Source organism: Paenibacillus vandeheii (genome assembly GCF_030433635.1).
In the GTDB taxonomy this organism is placed as follows: domain Bacteria; phylum Bacillota; class Bacilli; order Paenibacillales; family Paenibacillaceae; genus Paenibacillus; species Paenibacillus vandeheii.
Window position 1 is genome coordinate 189,001 of the sequence record NZ_JAROCD010000001.1, and the last position, 17,307, is coordinate 206,307.

11 protein-coding genes are annotated in these 17,307 nt (G+C 49.9%); 8 read left to right on the forward strand and 3 right to left on the reverse strand.

Annotated features, from left to right (window positions below; genetic code table 11):
- Positions 1 to 133 precede the first annotated feature (133 nt).
- Both P5G61_RS00805 and P5G61_RS00810 read right to left on the reverse strand, forming a co-directional pair.
- The gene (locus tag P5G61_RS00805) at positions 134 to 1,309 is read right to left on the reverse strand and encodes an aminotransferase class I/II-fold pyridoxal phosphate-dependent enzyme (RefSeq protein WP_301243428.1); all 1,176 of its coding nucleotides are present in this window, start codon (positions 1,307 to 1,309) and stop codon (positions 134 to 136) included.
- Positions 1,310 to 1,529: 220 nt separating this feature from the next.
- Positions 1,530 to 3,815: a helix-turn-helix domain-containing protein gene (locus P5G61_RS00810; RefSeq protein WP_301243430.1), complete on the reverse strand. Its 2,286-nt coding sequence runs from the start codon at positions 3,813 to 3,815 to the stop codon at positions 1,530 to 1,532.
- Positions 3,816 to 4,170: 355 nt separating this feature from the next.
- Here P5G61_RS00810 and P5G61_RS00815 point away from each other — a divergent pair, with 355 nt between their 5' ends.
- Positions 4,171 to 4,845 (forward strand): hypothetical protein, encoded by a 675-nt coding sequence (locus P5G61_RS00815; protein WP_301243432.1) that lies wholly within the window; start codon positions 4,171 to 4,173, stop codon positions 4,843 to 4,845.
- Between the two features lie 502 nt (positions 4,846 to 5,347).
- On the opposite strand, the gene P5G61_RS00820 is transcribed toward P5G61_RS00815, so the two are convergent.
- Positions 5,348 to 5,521: a hypothetical protein gene (locus P5G61_RS00820; RefSeq protein ID WP_301243434.1), complete on the reverse strand. Its 174-nt coding sequence runs from the start codon at positions 5,519 to 5,521 to the stop codon at positions 5,348 to 5,350.
- A 264-nt stretch (positions 5,522 to 5,785) separates the two neighbouring features.
- Between P5G61_RS00820 and P5G61_RS00825 the strand changes: the two genes are divergently transcribed.
- The 7 genes from P5G61_RS00825 (at position 5,786) to nagZ (ending at position 17,069) form a co-directional block, all read left to right on the forward strand.
- Complete coding sequence (locus P5G61_RS00825; protein WP_301243436.1) at positions 5,786 to 6,754, forward strand: ABC transporter permease; 969 nt, start codon at positions 5,786 to 5,788, stop codon at positions 6,752 to 6,754.
- A 13-nt stretch (positions 6,755 to 6,767) separates the two neighbouring features.
- The gene (locus P5G61_RS00830) at positions 6,768 to 7,637 is read left to right on the forward strand and encodes a carbohydrate ABC transporter permease (RefSeq protein ID WP_301243438.1); all 870 of its coding nucleotides are present in this window, start codon (positions 6,768 to 6,770) and stop codon (positions 7,635 to 7,637) included.
- Positions 7,638 to 7,692: 55 nt separating this feature from the next.
- On the forward strand, positions 7,693 to 9,252 hold the full coding sequence (locus P5G61_RS00835) for an extracellular solute-binding protein (protein ID WP_301243440.1): 1,560 nt from the start codon (positions 7,693 to 7,695) through the stop codon (positions 9,250 to 9,252).
- Positions 9,253 to 9,320: 68 nt separating this feature from the next.
- Positions 9,321 to 11,597: an Ig-like domain-containing protein gene (locus P5G61_RS00840; RefSeq protein WP_301243442.1), complete on the forward strand. Its 2,277-nt coding sequence runs from the start codon at positions 9,321 to 9,323 to the stop codon at positions 11,595 to 11,597.
- Between the two features lie 39 nt (positions 11,598 to 11,636).
- The gene (locus P5G61_RS00845) at positions 11,637 to 12,419 is read left to right on the forward strand and encodes a glucosamine-6-phosphate deaminase (RefSeq protein ID WP_301243444.1); all 783 of its coding nucleotides are present in this window, start codon (positions 11,637 to 11,639) and stop codon (positions 12,417 to 12,419) included.
- Positions 12,416 to 13,579: an N-acetylglucosamine-6-phosphate deacetylase gene (locus tag P5G61_RS00850; protein WP_301243446.1), complete on the forward strand. Its 1,164-nt coding sequence runs from the start codon at positions 12,416 to 12,418 to the stop codon at positions 13,577 to 13,579. Before P5G61_RS00845 ends, P5G61_RS00850 begins: the two co-directional genes overlap by 4 nt.
- Before the next feature lie 10 nt (positions 13,580 to 13,589).
- The gene (gene nagZ, locus P5G61_RS00855) at positions 13,590 to 17,069 is read left to right on the forward strand and encodes a beta-N-acetylhexosaminidase (protein ID WP_301243448.1); all 3,480 of its coding nucleotides are present in this window, start codon (positions 13,590 to 13,592) and stop codon (positions 17,067 to 17,069) included.
- The last annotated feature ends 238 nt before the right edge of the window (positions 17,070 to 17,307 follow it).

Consider the following 17,307-nt stretch of genomic DNA (forward strand, 5'->3'; position numbering starts at 1 on the left):
CCTATATAACAAAGTCCCCTCTGGTTTTCAGTGTGGAGTTCATGTCGTCGACATGTTCTCTTTACTCACTGGTCACCTAGAGGGGTTATTTCTGATGGACAGTTTTTTTAGTGTTATAGGTTCGTGTTATAAGTTAGTTGTTTTTTCTTAGAATTCCACTGTCATCTACCGATAGAATCGCTTGCTGCAACGTCTCTTTATCCTGAACCAAAGCAAATCTCACATATCCTTCACCCGATGGGCCGAAAGCACTCCCTGGCGTTACGATTACCCCAGCTTTTATAACCAGATCCATGGCAAACTGTTCTGAGGTATCATAGTGGTCTGGTATCCGATTCCAAATGAACATGGTGGCTTCGGGTTTGGCGATAGGCCAACCGAGGTTGGTGAATCCTTCACACAAAACGTCTCTACGCTCCTCATAGGTATCTCTGACCTGCTCAACTTCGCTCTGATCCCCTGTGATTGCAGCAATGGCTGCCTTCTGAATCGGCAGAAACATGCCATAATCCATGTTGGACTTCAACTTCTTAAGCATGGATACGATATCGGTGTTCCCTACACAAAAGCCAATTCGTGCTCCAGCCAATCCATAGGTTTTGGATAACGAGTTGAATTCAATGCCAACATCCATCGCGCCGGGATAAGAAAGGAAACTTCCGCATGTTTTCTCATCGAACACCAGCTCGCTGTATGCATTGTCATGGAGTATGATAATGTCATATTTCTTGGCGAACTTAATCAAATCCAGATAAAACTGCTCGGGTGCCATTGCTGTCGTGGGATTGTTGGGATAGGAAACAAGCATAAATTTTGCTTTGCGTGCTATATGCTCCGGTATGTCCTGAAGTTGAATGACATATCCATGTTCCTCTTTTTGCGGCATGTAATACAGCTCGGCTCCTGCGAGAAGAGGTCCATCGGCAAAGACCGGATAACAAGGATCAGGTACAAGGACCAGATCTCCCTCATCAACGATTGCCAAGGAAATGTGGGCAAGACCTTCCTGCGATCCAAGCAAGGAGCAGATTTGGGTTTTCGGGTTCAGTTCAACATGGTAACGGCGCTTGTACCATTCACTGACCGCTTGCAGCAATTCGCTCTGATCATTTACGGCATATGTATAGTTTGAAGCATCTGATGCTGCCTCGCATAAAGCCGTCATAATATGTTGGGCCGGGGGAATATTGGGTGTGCCAACACTTAGATCAATGACAGGTTCTCCGTTCGCCAGTCGTTGCCTCTTGATTTCCAGCAAACGGGTAAATATCCCTTCACTGAAGTGTTCCATACGTTTAGCAAACTTCATGATGATTTATCCTCCATCCTGATGACCCCTTGGGGAATAACACTTGGAGGTATTATAGCAGAGAATTCAGTTGATAAGTAAGCGCGAAATGCACCTTAAAGATGTTTGCATCTGTTGTCCGTACTTAAGCCAAAATTCTAATGTAAACAATACACCAACGCCCGCTTCCGAGCAGGCGTTGGTGTATTTACAATCTTCGGTCTTGCCCGTTCACACTTGTCTAGCCATGGCTGGAGGAGACGAATGGCTCATCACTCGCATGACGCTTGCGATATTCTCCGGGGGTCAGCCCGTACCGACGCTTGAACATGCGGATGAACGAGTTTACATTTTGATAACCGACCTGTGTCGCAATGTCCTGAATTCGCAGATCCACATTCACAAGCAGTTCCTTGGCCCGCTCAACCCGCAGATTGTTCAAATATTCGCTGAAGTTGATGTTGGTTTTCTCCTTGAAAATACTGGAGAGGTACCCCGATGTTAAATTCAACTTGTCGGCGACAATATTCAAATTAATATCTTCCCCATAATGATGATCCAAGTAGTCCAGCACAAAGCTAATAACCGGATCACGCGTTTCCAGCCGGCTGCGTACTGCCTCAAGTACCGGCTGAGCCAACGCCTGAAGCCATTCCCTGTACTGCTGCATGGAATGAAAACCAGCAAATGCTTCTCCCGGAGGAGAAGAGCGAAGCTCGGATTCGATGTGCGTCAGATTCAGCTTCATCATCGTCTTGCCAATTTGTTCTACTGCACCGATTGCAAAGGTGCGGAAGTCTTCTGCGGCTGCATCTTTGTGCTGCAGTTGTTCCAGCTGGCGATCCAGCCAAGCGAATACGGCCTCTTCATTGCCAGATTGCAGCAAGTTGTGCAGCTCCTCCCCATAGGTTACCTTCACATGGAAGGCATTCGAAGAAGACGCACGTGGCTCCACAATGACTTGTGTTTCCCCGTTCAGCCTCCGCTCTTTCAACAGTATGGAGAGATTGCTGTACGCATCAGTAAACGGAATTTCTCCGGAATACACCGGACTTACCGCGATGGTCAGATAAAGGTTTTCCTCGACAGCCAGCAGCTCCTTCAGTGTATCCAGCGCATGCAGAATACCGCTCTGTGGACCAGGATCGAACAGCAGCAGGAGCAGTTGGTCCTGCTCGGGCTGAATGGCAACGTTATTGGTTTTGCTGCTGGAGAACAGGCTCTGGATCAGCTTCCACAATAACAGGGTATGCTGCCCGAATTCATCCGGCTGGGATTTGAAGCCCACCTTAAACAGAATGGAGACATAGGGCTGCTCGGATTGCTGGGCATCCTCAAGCTCCGCCAGATAGGAGCTGAGCGGGATATTCTTTACTTTATGGATATAAGCGTACTGGCGTACGAGAGAGTTCTTCTGTGCAAGGTCACTTTGAATGAAACGGTTATTCTCCAGAATGGAGCTCAGGCGGTCGCCGATCATGGCGAATTCCTTTACACTGCTCCATTTGTCTGGCCCGCTATCCGGATTTCGGTCCAGAGCGGCAATAAGGCGCTGAAGCGGCTGGTTTAATCGCAAACTGAAAAACAGAGAGGAGAGTATGCTAATCAGTACAGCAGCGCCAAGCAGGACAGCCAACAGCATCTGCATACCTCGCATTTCCGCGGCAATCACCGCGGCCTGGGTAACCCGGACATAGGTGAACCCGGTTTGCTTACCTTTTTCATAGAAGTAATACTGATCCCCAAATCGTTCATGTTTGCTTCCATCTGCGGGTAGCCGCGTATTCAGCATCTCCCCCTCCATCGTGGTGAACAGGAGGCGCCCCTCATTGTCCAAAATGTAGAACGGATTATTGCCGGCATCGCCATACGTGTCCTGCATACGCTGCGGGTTCAGCATAACAATGCCGTACACATCCTCGTAAGGAATGGCTTTCATCATAATAGGCATCAGTTGACCGAGGGAGCGGGAGGAATGAAGAGTATTTTCCGTGAAAGCTGCTGCAGGCATCACTTTCAGGAACTGGTTGTTCATCGTTTGAGTTTTCCAATAATCCGGGGGATATTCTTTACTATAATAATATTTCCCGAACATATCACTCGCACTGCTAAGACCTTCCTTTTCCAATACGTAGTCTTCTTGCTTGAAATATAAAATGAAATTGTCGATATGCAAAAAAGGATTGGCATACAGCGTGGAGAGGTCTGACTTGACCTCAGCGGGAATATCGTAACGACGGTTTTCCTTAATGTGACTCAAAATGCCCAGGTTGGCTGTCCAGGTATCCGATTGAGTGAGGGCGAGAATCATATTTTGGGTCAGTCGAAAGTGATTTTCATACCCTTCAACGGTCTGAGCAAGGCCCAGTTCATTTTGTCTGACCATCTCCTGATAGACTTTGTTGCTTAAGTACAGATGGGAGAACAGGTTAAATGAAGCCAAAATCAGGATGACACTGAGGAAGCTCAGCATTAGCTTGACAAACAGTCCATTCAGCGCAAATTTGCTTGTAAGCAGTCCCTTCATTATGACATTCCCCCTTGAGTACAGCCCCGAATCGAGTGATTTAATCCTATCATAGCGGCATAAAGCTGACACAAACAATATACACTTTTACTGAATTATACGCTGATATCTGGAAAAAAGGAGTAAAGGCGAAAAGTTATATAACATGTAGATAGCGCTTTCCTTCTAAAAATGGTATAATATGGAGATGAGTACCGGATTTAGAGGAGAAGTAACCTCACATTCAGTTACAATCATCTGAACAAAGAGGGGAGGAGCACCACTCCAATCGTTTGTTGAGGTGTTGTGCATCAAAGAGGACTTCCCCCTTGTTTAATTTGTGGAGTTGAAGAATATACTCACTGGAGGAAATGCAATGAAACGTGCGTACCTGTTTTTATTGATTTTATTTACCCTTAGTGCATGCGATCAGACTAATACTAGTACCAACGAAGATAACATTTCTGTTGTTGTAGGAGATATGAATGCGAAGGATGTTAATAACACTGAAATATCGCCGAGTACGAAAGGGGATTTATCAAAAGTAGCCTCAGAATTTTTAGCTCAGAACGAAAGTGATCTATCTGCTTGGGATTTTGAAACGGCTTATAAAATGTGTGCAGCAGCTCTGTCTGAATATTACAAAGCGATTTGGAACGGCTCGGACATTGATTTGGATACGTATATTGCTAACGAAAACCTTAAACAATATACGCAAAAAAAAGTGGCATCTCAATATGATTTATTCCTTAAGAACAAGCTCACTTATAATCAGGTGACAAGCGTTGATATTGGTGCTAGTCAAGTAGATTATGTTGGAGGAGATAAGAGTTTTTTCTATTTGAAATTAAATGCACGTGTTCATAAGGATATAGGTAACTTTGCTGAACCTACTGAATTTCTTGTGCAAAGTTCGAATGGGAAATTAGTTATTGTTGATTGGTATACTAGTAGTAAGGATAGCTATGATTCCACTGTACGTGGAGAAATTCAGACTATTAACAATCCAGATATTTGGAATAACGGTGAATGGGTTAAAAAAATCAACTGATTGAATTTTACATACAAGAGACCCTTGTGTCTTCTTTGATTCTGTTTTTTGTAGTGTAAGGAAAAACCATTGAGCCTTTTGAGGCTTATTTAAAGTCAAAAGAGGGCTGTAACAAACCTCGAACCCCTTCCAACACGGCATTATCACTCCAACTATCCCCCTGTAGCAATTGGATTCTTGTCCTCAATGGTTTAAACGGGCCCATATTTTAATATACCTCAACGGGCATTACTCGTTTTACAAGTGGTATCCACTGCCCTATATCCCGTTATTAGTGCGAAACCAACCTCCGGCTCTTTATCCGGTAAAGGTACGGCGGCCTATTTACACCGTTTTTTTAGCGGACAATCCGTCAGACTGAGTACTTGTAGGACAAAGATTAATTGTATGACCGATTTCGGTGGTTTGTTTGCTTTCAAATCGGAACGTTCATGACCTTTCGGGCATTGCCACGTATCGCCACCTTCCTCGCAGGTCCAGGTAATTGTTGTTCTTGCTGATGTCATTCGTCCAATTTCTTTGAATTTTCGTTGTAATGGTACTGTGTATGATCCCGCCTTGATCTTGTTCTCTTCCACATATCTGTAATTCTCTTCACTGCTATGGCCGACGTTAGCGGTTCTGGTGTATTCGATGAAGCGAAGGCCAGAATCATGTTTTGAGACAGTCCCTTCATTATGACATTCCCCCTTGAGTACAGCCCCGGATCGAGTGGTTATTCCTATCATAGCGGCATAAAGCTGACACAAACAATATACACTTTTACTGAATTATACGCGGATATCTGGAAAAAAGGTGTAAAGGCGAAAAGTTATATAACATGTAGATAGCGCTTTCTAAAGAATTATCGCTATAATTCGGAGACCAACCCGGAAATATCAGGGTAAGTTATCTGACATGTGAATCGATTACAATCATTTAAGCAAGAGGGGGCATGCCGATGGCTGATGCTGGCTTAACGCAACGTACACTGCAAAAGAAAGCGCACCGGCCGCCTCGGCGAAAATCGCGTTTGATCAGAACCTGGAACAGGAACAAGGCGCTATGGCTGCTCTTCCTGCCATGCCTCCTGTATTATTTGATCTTCCGCTATGCGCCGATGTTTGGTCTGGTCATCACGTTCAAGGATTACAATCTCTTTAAAGGAATATGGGCCAGTGATTGGGTGGGATTCAAATATTATCGGATGTTTCTGGAGAATCCCGATTTTTGGCCGCTGATGAAGAATACGTTTCTACTGGGACTGTATAAACTGGTGTTTGGCTTCCCGGCCCCAATCCTGCTGGCCATTCTGCTCAATGAGGTACGCAGGGCGGCATTCAAACGTTTTGTACAGACGGTCAGCTATCTGCCGCATTTCATCTCGAATGTAATCGTGGCGAGTATGGTGATTATGTTTCTCTCCCCAACCGGAGGGCTGATTAACAATCTGCTGGCAGGGATCGGCATCGGACCGATCAATTTCATGAATGAGCCCGGGCTGTTCCGAGGCATCTATGTCCTGTCGGAGATCTGGCAGCATATCGGCTGGGAGACCATTATTTATCTAGCTGCGCTGACGGCCATCGATCCTCAGTTGTACGAAGCGGCGGATATGGACGGAGCAAGCCGATTACGCAAAATCTGGCATGTCACGCTGCCCGGTATATCTCCCGCCATCGTCATCACGCTGATACTGAATATCGGCAAAGTGCTGGAGATTGGCTTCGAGAAGGTCTTCCTGATGCAGAATCCGGCGATCTACGATACGGCGGATATTATCAGCACGTATGTTTACAGGGTGGGCATGGTACAGGGGAATTTCAGCTATGGTGCGTCCATTGATTTGTTCATGGGAGTCATCAGTCTGATCTTCATCTACACGGCCAACTGGCTCAGCCGCCGATTAAGTGAGACCAGTCTATGGTAGAAAGAGGTGTGGCGTGAAATCACTCCGATTTTCCTGGTTTAACGTTGTGGCATCCCTGATTCTGCTATTTGTTGTGGTGGTCACACTTTATCCGTTCCTTCATATGCTGGCGGTTTCCCTCAGCAGCAATGTGAATGTCATGCAAAACAATATTTCCTTCTGGCCCAAGGGCTTCAATCTGAGCATGTACAAACTGGTACTGGGCGATCCGCAAATCTGGACGGCTTACCGCAATACAATCATTTACACCGTGCTTGGTACACTAATCTCACTGGTGGTTACCTCGACCGGAGCCTATGCATTGTCCAGAAAAGATATGGCACTGCGCAATAGCTTCACCGTCCTGATTGTCATTACGATGTTCTTCAGCGGCGGGATGATTCCGACCTTCCTGGTGGTCCGTTCCCTGAATCTGGTGGACACCGTATGGGGCATGGTTCTCCCGGGGGCAGTCAGCACCTGGAACCTGATTCTAATGCGTACGTTCTTCTCAGGCATCCCCAAAGAGCTGGAGGAATCGGGTCGCATGGACGGCCTGAACGATATTGGCATCTTCATCCGTATTATCGTGCCGCTGTCCAAAGCTTCCTTTGCCACGATTGCCCTTTTCTATGCCGTGGGTATGTGGAACAACTTTATCTTCCCGCTGCTCTATTTAAGATCTCCCGATTTATATCCGCTCCAGGTGCTGCTGCGTAATCTGGTGCTGGCTGGCAGTGCAAGTTCAGGCGACGTAACATCCATTGGAGGAGATAACCTGGTGGTGGAGGAATCCCTCAAATATGCGACCATCATGGTCTCAACGCTGCCGATTCTGGTCATTTATCCGTTCGTACAGAAGTATTTTGTCAAGGGAGCCATGGTTGGGGCGGTCAAAGGCTGAATTTTATAGGCAAACAAGGAATGCACCGCAAATTCAGATTAAGGGAGAGAAGCTTATGGGCAAATGGAAATCGGTAATACTTCCCCTGCTGATCGCAGTAACGATGGTGGCAGGGTGCAGTGGCGGCAATGGTGCCGACCCGCAAACGAATACCAAGGGGAACCCTACCGGGGGAAGCGATAACTCCGCCGGGGCAGGGAAAACCTTTACGGCGCTGCTGGACAATAATGCCACGTTCCCTTATTCCAAGAGCTGGCCCATCTGGAGCTGGTTAAAAGAAAAGACTGGCGTCACGCTGGAAGTGCAGACACCTTCGGGCAAGCTGGATGAGAGCCTGAACCTGGCGATTGCCTCCAAAACGCTGCCTGATCTGATGTATATGCCCAATCGCAAGGATTCGAATAAGTTCGGTCAGCAGGGCGCGCTGGTGGATTTGATGGAGCATATGGATAGTATGCCGAATCTGAAGGCATGGATGAAGGAATATCCTGAGGAGGCGAAGGCTGCCCTGTCCGCTGACGGCAAAATGTATATGTTCCCCAACCAGGGCTTCGGCGAGACGAATCGTATGATCTGGATGTACCGTAAGGATGTTTTTGACAAGGAAGGCATTCAGACTCCAACAAACTATGAAGAATTACATGCGGCTCTGAAGACGCTGAAGGAGAAATACCCGGACAGTTACCCGCTCTCGATCCGCTACGGACAGATTCCGGATGAGATGAATGCGAATATGACGGTGAACTACGAAACCGGTGAGGGTGCCTACTATGATTTTGACCAAAAGGAATGGCGTTATGGACCGACGGAAGATAACTACAAGAGCATGGTGGGGATGTGGAAAAGTTTTTACGATGAAGGGTTGGTTCCACCCGATTTCTTATCCCTGCAAACCAAGCAGTGGCAGGACATGGTCTCTACTGGCAAATCGTTCGTGACCATTGATTATATCAGCCGGATTGATTTTTTCAATAATGCTATGCAGCAGGAGAATCCAGAGTTCAACATGCAGTTTATGGCCCCTCCGGCAGGTATTTCAGGCGGCAAACAGCTGAATCCGTATTTTCATTATATGGAAGGCGGACTGACGGTGGCTTCCACCTCCAAGAATATTGATGATGTGATGAAGTATATGGACTTTTTCTATTCCGAGGAAGGGCGTACGCTCAGCAGCTGGGGTGTAGAGGGTGAGACCTTTATAAAAGAAGGCGATACGATCAAGTTCAAGCCGGAGTATAACGATGTCATTGAGATGCGCAAGCAGACAGGGCTTCAGACCAGCGGGACCTATACATGGATTGATTTCAACGCGCATTTGTCGCTGTTCTCGGACGATCTGAAGCATGCCTATGAAGAAGCGGTCAAATATGATCCTCCCGCAATGCAGCCAAAACCTGCCTTTACAGAAGTGGAAAATGAAGTCATATCCATTACCGGTCAGGCGATCAAGAAGCACCGGGACGAGAGCTTTGCCAAATTTGTTACGGGTTCCCGGAGTCTGGCGGATTGGGAGAAATATGTGGAGGAGATCAACAATCTCGGGGTAGATAAGCTGCTGAACACTTATAAGGAAGCGTATGATCGTGTTCAGAATGTTCAGCTGAGCGCGAAATGAGCGAATGTACGTAAGGTACGGCACGGGAATCCTAGACCATTACAGAATGGCAAAAGGAGGCTTCGCTTATGAAAAAGCAGCATCTGCGTGTGTACTCCGGATTCAAACTGGGATTGTTTCTGTTGATCTGTATGGTGACGATTGGAATAGCTGTCCCTGGCAAGGCATCAGCGGCGGGTTCAATTTCAATAGATGCGCCTGCGGGTGGTTATGTATCGGATGGAGGGCTGGTGGAAATTGGGGGTAGTTATACCGACCTGTATGACATTCGGCTGTATGTGGACGGAACGGCTCAATTCGAAGTGGTCTTAAATGATCCGGATGGAGATGACAGCGGCACCTGGTCTTACATCCTGGATACCTCAGCCTATAACGGGACTGTGGAACTGGTGGTCCGTGGACTGGATACGTCCACCCGTTACGGGGTATGGGGCGTGCCTGCCACCCTTACCGTTAATAACCCGGCAGGTGCTGTTCCCGAAGTAACTATTATGGGGCCATCTGAAGGTGTGTCTCTTAGCGGTCAGGTGGAGATTTCTGTCGAGACCAGCTCGCCTCTGCCGATCTTACAGGTAGAGGTTCGGGTGAACCGCGGGCCATGGGAAGAGGCTGTTCAGCAAGGCCTTGCATATGTATACACCTGGGACACGGCGGGACTTGGCGATCGCACGGTCAGTCTGGAGGCCAGAGCGGCCAGTGCACCGGAGCGTTACGGTTATAGTCCAACAGTGTATGCTCAGGTTGGAACCGGGACGCATGAGACTGCCGTACCTCTTCCTTTACAGGAGCGGGCCATGTGGATCTGGGAACCGGAGAGTTATAAGCTGCTGCTGAACCCTGGATCGCGCCAGGTGCTGGAGTCATTCATTACTGATACGCAGACATTCGGCCAAACACCTGTCCAGACGCTTTATCTCGCAGTGGGTGGTTATGCCGGATACGATGCACTGGAAGCGCAGGAAGTGGAGTTACGTTCTTTCGTGAGTTGGGCGCACAGCAAAAATTTGCAGGTACATGCGTTAATTGCAGGCGGCACTACGCCGGCCTATATGGGCGCTTACGAGAAATATCACCATCATGCCGTGCAGGAAATGGAGCAGGTGATCAATTACAATCTTGCAGCAGGGGATACGGAGAAATTTGACGGAATCAATGTGGATATTGAGCCGTATATCTCTCCCGACTTTAAAGATCCGAGCCATTTCCTGCAAAAGGAATACCTGGATGGCCTGCAAAAGATGATTGGTCGCCGGGACACCGCAGGCATTCGTCTTCCATTCGGCCCAGCGGTGCCCAAGTGGTATGACACATCGGACCAGGCGGCAAATATTGTGTGGAACGGCTCCAGCAAATGGCTCTCCGAGCATGTTCAGGATATCTCCGACTATATCTCCATTATGGATTACCGGGATACGGCGGATGGCTCCGCTGGCATTATTGCCGGGGCTGCTGGAGAACTGGCCTATGCGGATCAGATTGGCAAGCTGCATTCTGTGGTCATTGGTGTGGAAACGCTGGATATTGCCAATAGCGGCGACCCGGAGACCATTACTTTCTGGGAGGAGGGCCGCATCCACATGGAAGCAGAGCTGGATAAGGTGTATACAGCTTACGGGCAGAGCAGCAGCTTCGGCGGTATTGCTGTCCATCACTATGACTCCTACCGGGCACTTCCTTCTTATTGGGGACCAGGCGGTGTAGTGTGGACAGCGCCGGATGACCAGGAAGCCCCTTCAGCCCTTCCAGGGGTCCCGTCTATTCAGGCCACTGATTATCAGACTGTACATCTGAATTATGGAATGGCTTCGGATAACATGGAAGTGGAACGCTATGTGATATATCGGAGTGCCGTGCAGGGGTTCACGCCTGTCGCTGCGGATATCGTTGGACTCGCCCGCGCCCTGAATTACCAGGACAAGGGACTGCTGCCGGATATGACATATTACTACCGTATTGCGGCCCGCGATCTACGCGGCAATATTGGGCCACTCACCGATGAAGTGTCGGCGACCACCGGTAGTACCACAATGAAGCCTATGATTGTAACGGATATGAATCTGGTCTATAGCGGATCAGGGGTATCCGTCACTCTGAAGGTCAGAGATTATGCTACAGGCGTGGTACTTCCAGGGGCGAAAGTCGAGGGGAGATTTACTTATGCGGCGGGGCGTTACACCAGCGGGACAACCGGAGTGAATGGAAGTGTGACGCTTGTCTCGGAAGCGGTGGGAACGGGCAGACAGGTTGGTTTTGAACCTCGCAGAATCCGTTACAACGGCTATTACTACGCAGTAGGTCATGATTCGCCGCATACAACGCTGCTTATGCTGAATGCCGGCAATTGAACAAGCAGGAGAGAAATGGCTTGAAGGAGGAGGAAGCACATGAATGTGAATGACTTGGTGGAACCGCTTAAGACTCATAGCGTTGAGCACATGTCTGTACAGGTTTATGCCGATCGGAATCAGATGGGGGCAGCCGCTGCGGCTGCGGTTGGGACCAGATTAAGACAGCTGCTTCAGGATTCGGAGCGTCAGGTACGCATGGTGTTCGCTGCTGCTCCTTCACAAAACGAATTATATGAGGGACTGGTACGGGAGGAAGGTATCGACTGGTCAAGGGTCTGTGTCTTTCATATGGATGAATATATGGGCCTGGCGGACACGGCTCCTCAGCGATTTGGCCGATATTTAACGGACCGGTTGTTCAATCGGGTGCAGCCTGGGCGGGTGGAGCTATTGGAAGGGCTACACGATGTGGAGCAGGAGTGTCAAAGATATGGAGACCTGTTGTGTGAAGCTCCTATTGATATCGTCTGCCTAGGGATCGGAGAAAATGGGCACATTGCCTTCAATGATCCGCCAGTTGCCGATTTTGAAGATCCGAGAGTCGTCAAAGCGGTGAAACTGGACGAAGCCTGTCGCCGTCAGCAGGTGAACGATGGGTGCTTTGCCCAACTCGATGATGTGCCTGCGGAGGCGTTGACCCTGACTGTGCCAACACTGATGGCTGGTAGGGAGCTGTTCGCGATTGTGCCAGGAGCATCCAAGCGGCGTGCGCTTGCGGCAGCTTTACATGATCCGATTAGCACGGCATGTCCTGCCACCATCCTGCGTACACATCCCGGAATCACGATGTTCACAGACCGGGAAGCCTACGGCCTGTGAGCGTGCCAATAATCGGGAAGCACTACAGAACAGGGATGCCCATTGAGGTGAAAGTCAGAGATGGACGTATCACGGCCGTTACTGAGCTTGAAGTGTCTCCTCCTGTAGACTGCCTGCCCTGGCTGGCGCCAGGACTGGTGGATTTGCAGGTGAATGGCGGCTGGGGGCTGGATCTGAACACAGCCCCGCTGTGTACGGATACGGTATTGCAGCTGACCCGGAAGTTGCAAAGCCAAGGTGTTACAAGCTATTGCCCGACGTTGATTACAAATAGTTCCGTACGGCTTGCTGAGGCGGCTTCTGTCATTGCAAAAGCCGTTCGGCTGAACCGGGATGCTGCCGAGGGAATTGTGGGCATTCATCTGGAAGGCCCATTCCTCTCGCCGGAGAATGGCCCACGCGGCGCCCACCCAAAGCAGCATATTGTTCCGCCTGATTGGGAGGCGCTTCGCCGTTGGCAGGATGCCGCCGATGGGTTAATTCGTATCATTACCCTTTCCCCGGAGTGGCCTGGTGCGGCTTCATTTATCGCCCGGTGCAGCGAATCCGGCATTCTGGTCTCCATTGGACATACAGCAGCAACGCCAGAGCAGATCAGGGAGGCTGTCTCCGCAGGAGCGGTGATGTCTACACATCTTGGCAACGGCGCGCATCTGATGCTTCCTCGTCATCCCAACTATTTGTGGGAACAGCTGGCGGCCGATGAGCTGTATGGAAGTATGATAGCGGATGGTCACCATCTTCCGCTGTCCGTGCTGGCCGTGATTCTACGGATGAAACGAAACCGTGCCATTCTGGTCAGTGATGCCGTCTCACTGAGCGGTATGCCGCCAGGTTCCTACCACCTGCATATTGGCGGAGATGTAGTATTGACGGCGGAAGGGCGGCTGCACCTTGCCGGCCAGCCGGAGCTGTTGGCTGGCTCGGCGATGATGCTGCCGGATCAGGTGGGCTATCTCGTGGAATCGGGGCTGTCTAGGCTTGCCGATGCCTGGGATTGTGGATCGGTGCATCCGGCCCGACTGCTTGGGCTTGAACAGGCCGCAGGACTTGCGATCGGAGCCCCAGCGGATATCGTTAGCTTCAAGATGGACGGTGGAAAGTTGAGTGTTTTGCAGTGCTGGAAGAATGGCCGAATCAGTCCAGTGAGCCAAGAATAGGGGGAGAGCGATGCAGAGCTTGATACCGCAACCGAAACAGATTGCAGTGAACGAGGGAGGTGCCTTGCTACTGAATGGTGAGGAACAAATAAGCATTTTCATGGAGGAGGAGGATCCCCGATTGGAAATTCATTGCCGCCGGGCATTTCCGGGGATGGATTATACATGCTCCAGAATAGATAGAGGGTATTTGTTAGTAATCGAACGTCTGCCAGGGAAGGAAATGCAGCAGATAGTCGATGAGGTCCATGTAGCTCAAGAAGCCCAAGAAGCCCCTAAAGCTCAAGGAGTCCAATCAGTTCATGAATCTCCTGAAGCTATGGGAGTACAACAGAAGGGCCTGGTCATCGCTGATGTTAGTTCATTCATCGGAAATGACGAGACAGACCCAGCCGGGCTTGCCGGGCGGGCACAAGGATATCGGCTGGAGGTAACTTCCCGAAGGGCGGAGGTCTACGCGCTGGATGCGGCGGGGCTATTTTACGGATTGCAGACATTGGTGCAATTGCGCGGATCGGATGGAGACATCCCGGCAGTGTCCATAACCGACTGGCCGGATACAGCGGTTCGGGCAATGAACTTGGACCTGCGCCAGACGTTCTCAAAGCCGGAACTGCTGACGGGGTATTTGGCGGAATTTGCCCGTTATAAGACAAACGCGATTTTGATTGAATACGAGGATAAATTTCCATTCAGGACACATCCCGAGTTTGCACATCCGCGGCATGCGTTAAGTTTTTCACAGCTGGAAGAATTGAAGCGCAGCGCCCATGAGCATTTTATAGAGATTATTCCGCTCCAGCAGAGCTTTGGACATCTGGAATATGTATTGCGCCACGAAGGTTGGCGGCATCTTCGCGAGACAGAGCAGTCCATCGGAGAGATCTGCCCATCGCATCCGGAAACCTTTAGTTTGATAACCACCTTACTTGAGGAGATGATTGACGCCCACCCGGATTCGCGTTATATCCACCTCGGGTGTGACGAGGTCTACAGCCTATGCGAATGTGAACGCTGCAAAATCGAGTATGGATGCGTGCGGGAACGAGCTTTTATCGCCTTTTTGAACCGTCTGATTGCATTTACGTCAGAACGGGGGAAACAGCCGATTTTCTGGCATGACATGCTGGACAAATGTCCGCCAGAGGAACTGGCTAAGCTGGATCAGCGAAGTATCGCCATGATCTGGATCTACAACGGGCGCAATATCGAAGCAGAGGTTACTTCGCATGCGGATAAATTCAGGTCGCTCGGTATCGAGGTTATGGGAGCGCCTGCCGTCCGTAGCTTTGACTGGGCTGAGCATCAGAATTATCCGGTACTGCTGAACCGGACAGACAACTTGCTTCAGTGGGCAGAGACGGCCGACAAGCTGGATTTAAGCTGCGTGGTTGCGACCAACTGGACGGGGCCTTTCAGCCTCGGTGTTCCGTATGGTATTTTCGAAACCACCTGGTACCCGATGCTGCTGCATGCGGATTTGGCCTGGAACCGCAAGGCAGATGCCTCAACCTTCATTGACAAGTTTTTGGAACGATTTCATGGCATTGAACCTGTTACCGGACACAACCTTCTTGGCAATTACAGGGTAGAGGATTATTATGATGTGATCTGGAAGCTGATGGACGAAGTGCGTGAGCATAAGGAAGAAGCGGAACTGATTGCGATCATGCATGATTTTGAGGTGGCAACAGATCGTTCGCGGGCCATTCACAAATATGCCTACCGCTGGGAGCTCTATCCCGGCGACGATGCGGAGTGGCGCTCACTCCATAACAATTATACGAGAAACCGTCGCAAACGTGATGGTGTCCTCCCTCGGATGAAGGCTGCGCTGGAGCGTTACCAGCCCTCTGAAATGGCGGAGCATTTTGTGAAATCCAGGTTCTATCTGCATGATTATCTGGAGCGCACGCTCTACCATGAACTGGGTCTGAACGCAATTCATCCGCAATCTGATCTAACGGCAATGAGCCTGGAAGACAAAATAGCCATGATGTGCGTAGTAGGCACTCCATCGACTCGGGCCGAGCCGGATTTTCGTGGCAGAATGGCAGAGCACCGATTCGGGGGCATCGGCATCTTTCCCCATAATATTGAGAGTGAGCAGCAGACATATGCACTGCTTGCAGAAGTAAAGAACATAGCCCAAGATAACGGCAGCCTTTTGCCTTATTATGTTTCGGTAGATGAAGAGGGCGGCACTTTGTCCAAGTTTAAGTCCTTTTTCCCCTATATCCCTGGCAACCGGGCAGTTGGGTTAAGTGAAGACCCGGAAGCCGCCCGGTTGCTTGGTAAACTCATCGGCAGTGAGCTGTACTCCCTGGGCATTCCCATGAACTGGGCACCGGTGCTGGATGTGAACACGAATATAGATAATCCGGTTGTGGGTGTTCGCTCCTTCGGAGAGGACCCGCAGCTGGTAGCCCGGTTCGGCCGAGCCTTTATACAGGGAATGCATGAAGCGGGTGTGGCGGTGACGGCAAAGCATTTTCCCGGCCACGGGCAAGTGAGCGGAGACTCGCATATCGTTCTGCCTGAATGTGAACTCTCGCTTGAGCAGTTAATGGAGGGGCCGCTACTTCCCTTTGTTGAAGCCATTGAAGCCGGGGCGGATTCAATTATGATGGGGCATCTGGTGTTTCCTAACATTCCGGAATCCGGTGGACTTCCAGCCTCCCTAAGTCCTTTCTTTGCCACGGAACTGCTGCGGAAGAAGTTGGGCTTTGCAGGGGTGATCTGCACTGATGATATCGAAATGGGGGCAATTCGCAAAAAATTCGGCCCGGAAGACGTGGGTGTGCTGGCCGTTCAGGCAGGGAACGATATGATCCTGATGTGCCATACGCCAGAGTTTCAGAGTCAGGTGATCGCAGGTATTCTGGCCGCTGTACGGGATGGGCGCATCAACGAGGCGCAAATCGACGAGTCGGTTCTTCGTATCCGGCAGCTTTATGCCCAATTCCAGCAGTACCAGGCGGCTGCACAGCCGATTGCCAGACAGCAGTGGGCGGATGAGGCACTGAAACTGGCCCGTATGACTGTAAAAGTTAGCCGGGACCCGGACAGCTTGCTTCCACTCAAGGATTCACTGAAATATTTGCTGATTTTGCCGCAGCAGGAGCAGCTGACCCGAGCCGATAATAGTGGGTCTGCCGAGATTGGGATGGCCTCCTTGTTAAAGGCGAAAGGCATGGCTGTGGAGACGCGCTACTGTGCGATGAAGCCTGATGCGGAGGAGATAGAATTCCTGGTACAGCAAGCTGCTGATGCGGATGTCGTTATCCAGGGCACTCTTAATGCTCATCTGTTCACGGGTCAGCTGGCACTGTCCGAGGGCTTGGCTGCGGTTAAACCACTGCTGAATCTGGTGCTGCGCAATCCCTATGATGACGCCGTACTGCCGCAAGCAGCTGGAAGCATATTGCTGTGCTCAACCTCCGATTATTCACTGCAGGCACTGGTGGAATGTATGACAGACCCAACTTGACATGTCAGTAATGAGCTGCTCAACAGGGCAATGAAACATATATATATCCAAAAAGCACAAAAGCACAAAAGCACAAAAGCACAAAAGCACAAAAGCACAAAAGCTCATATGCACTTGTGCTGATCTAGCCTGAAATCACAGGGTCCAAGAGGGGAATCCCAAAAGCCCGCTACTGTTCGGGCTTTTGGTCAATCTTTAGACTTTGGTTTTCTTCCCAAGGCAACCGTTTTCATCTTAG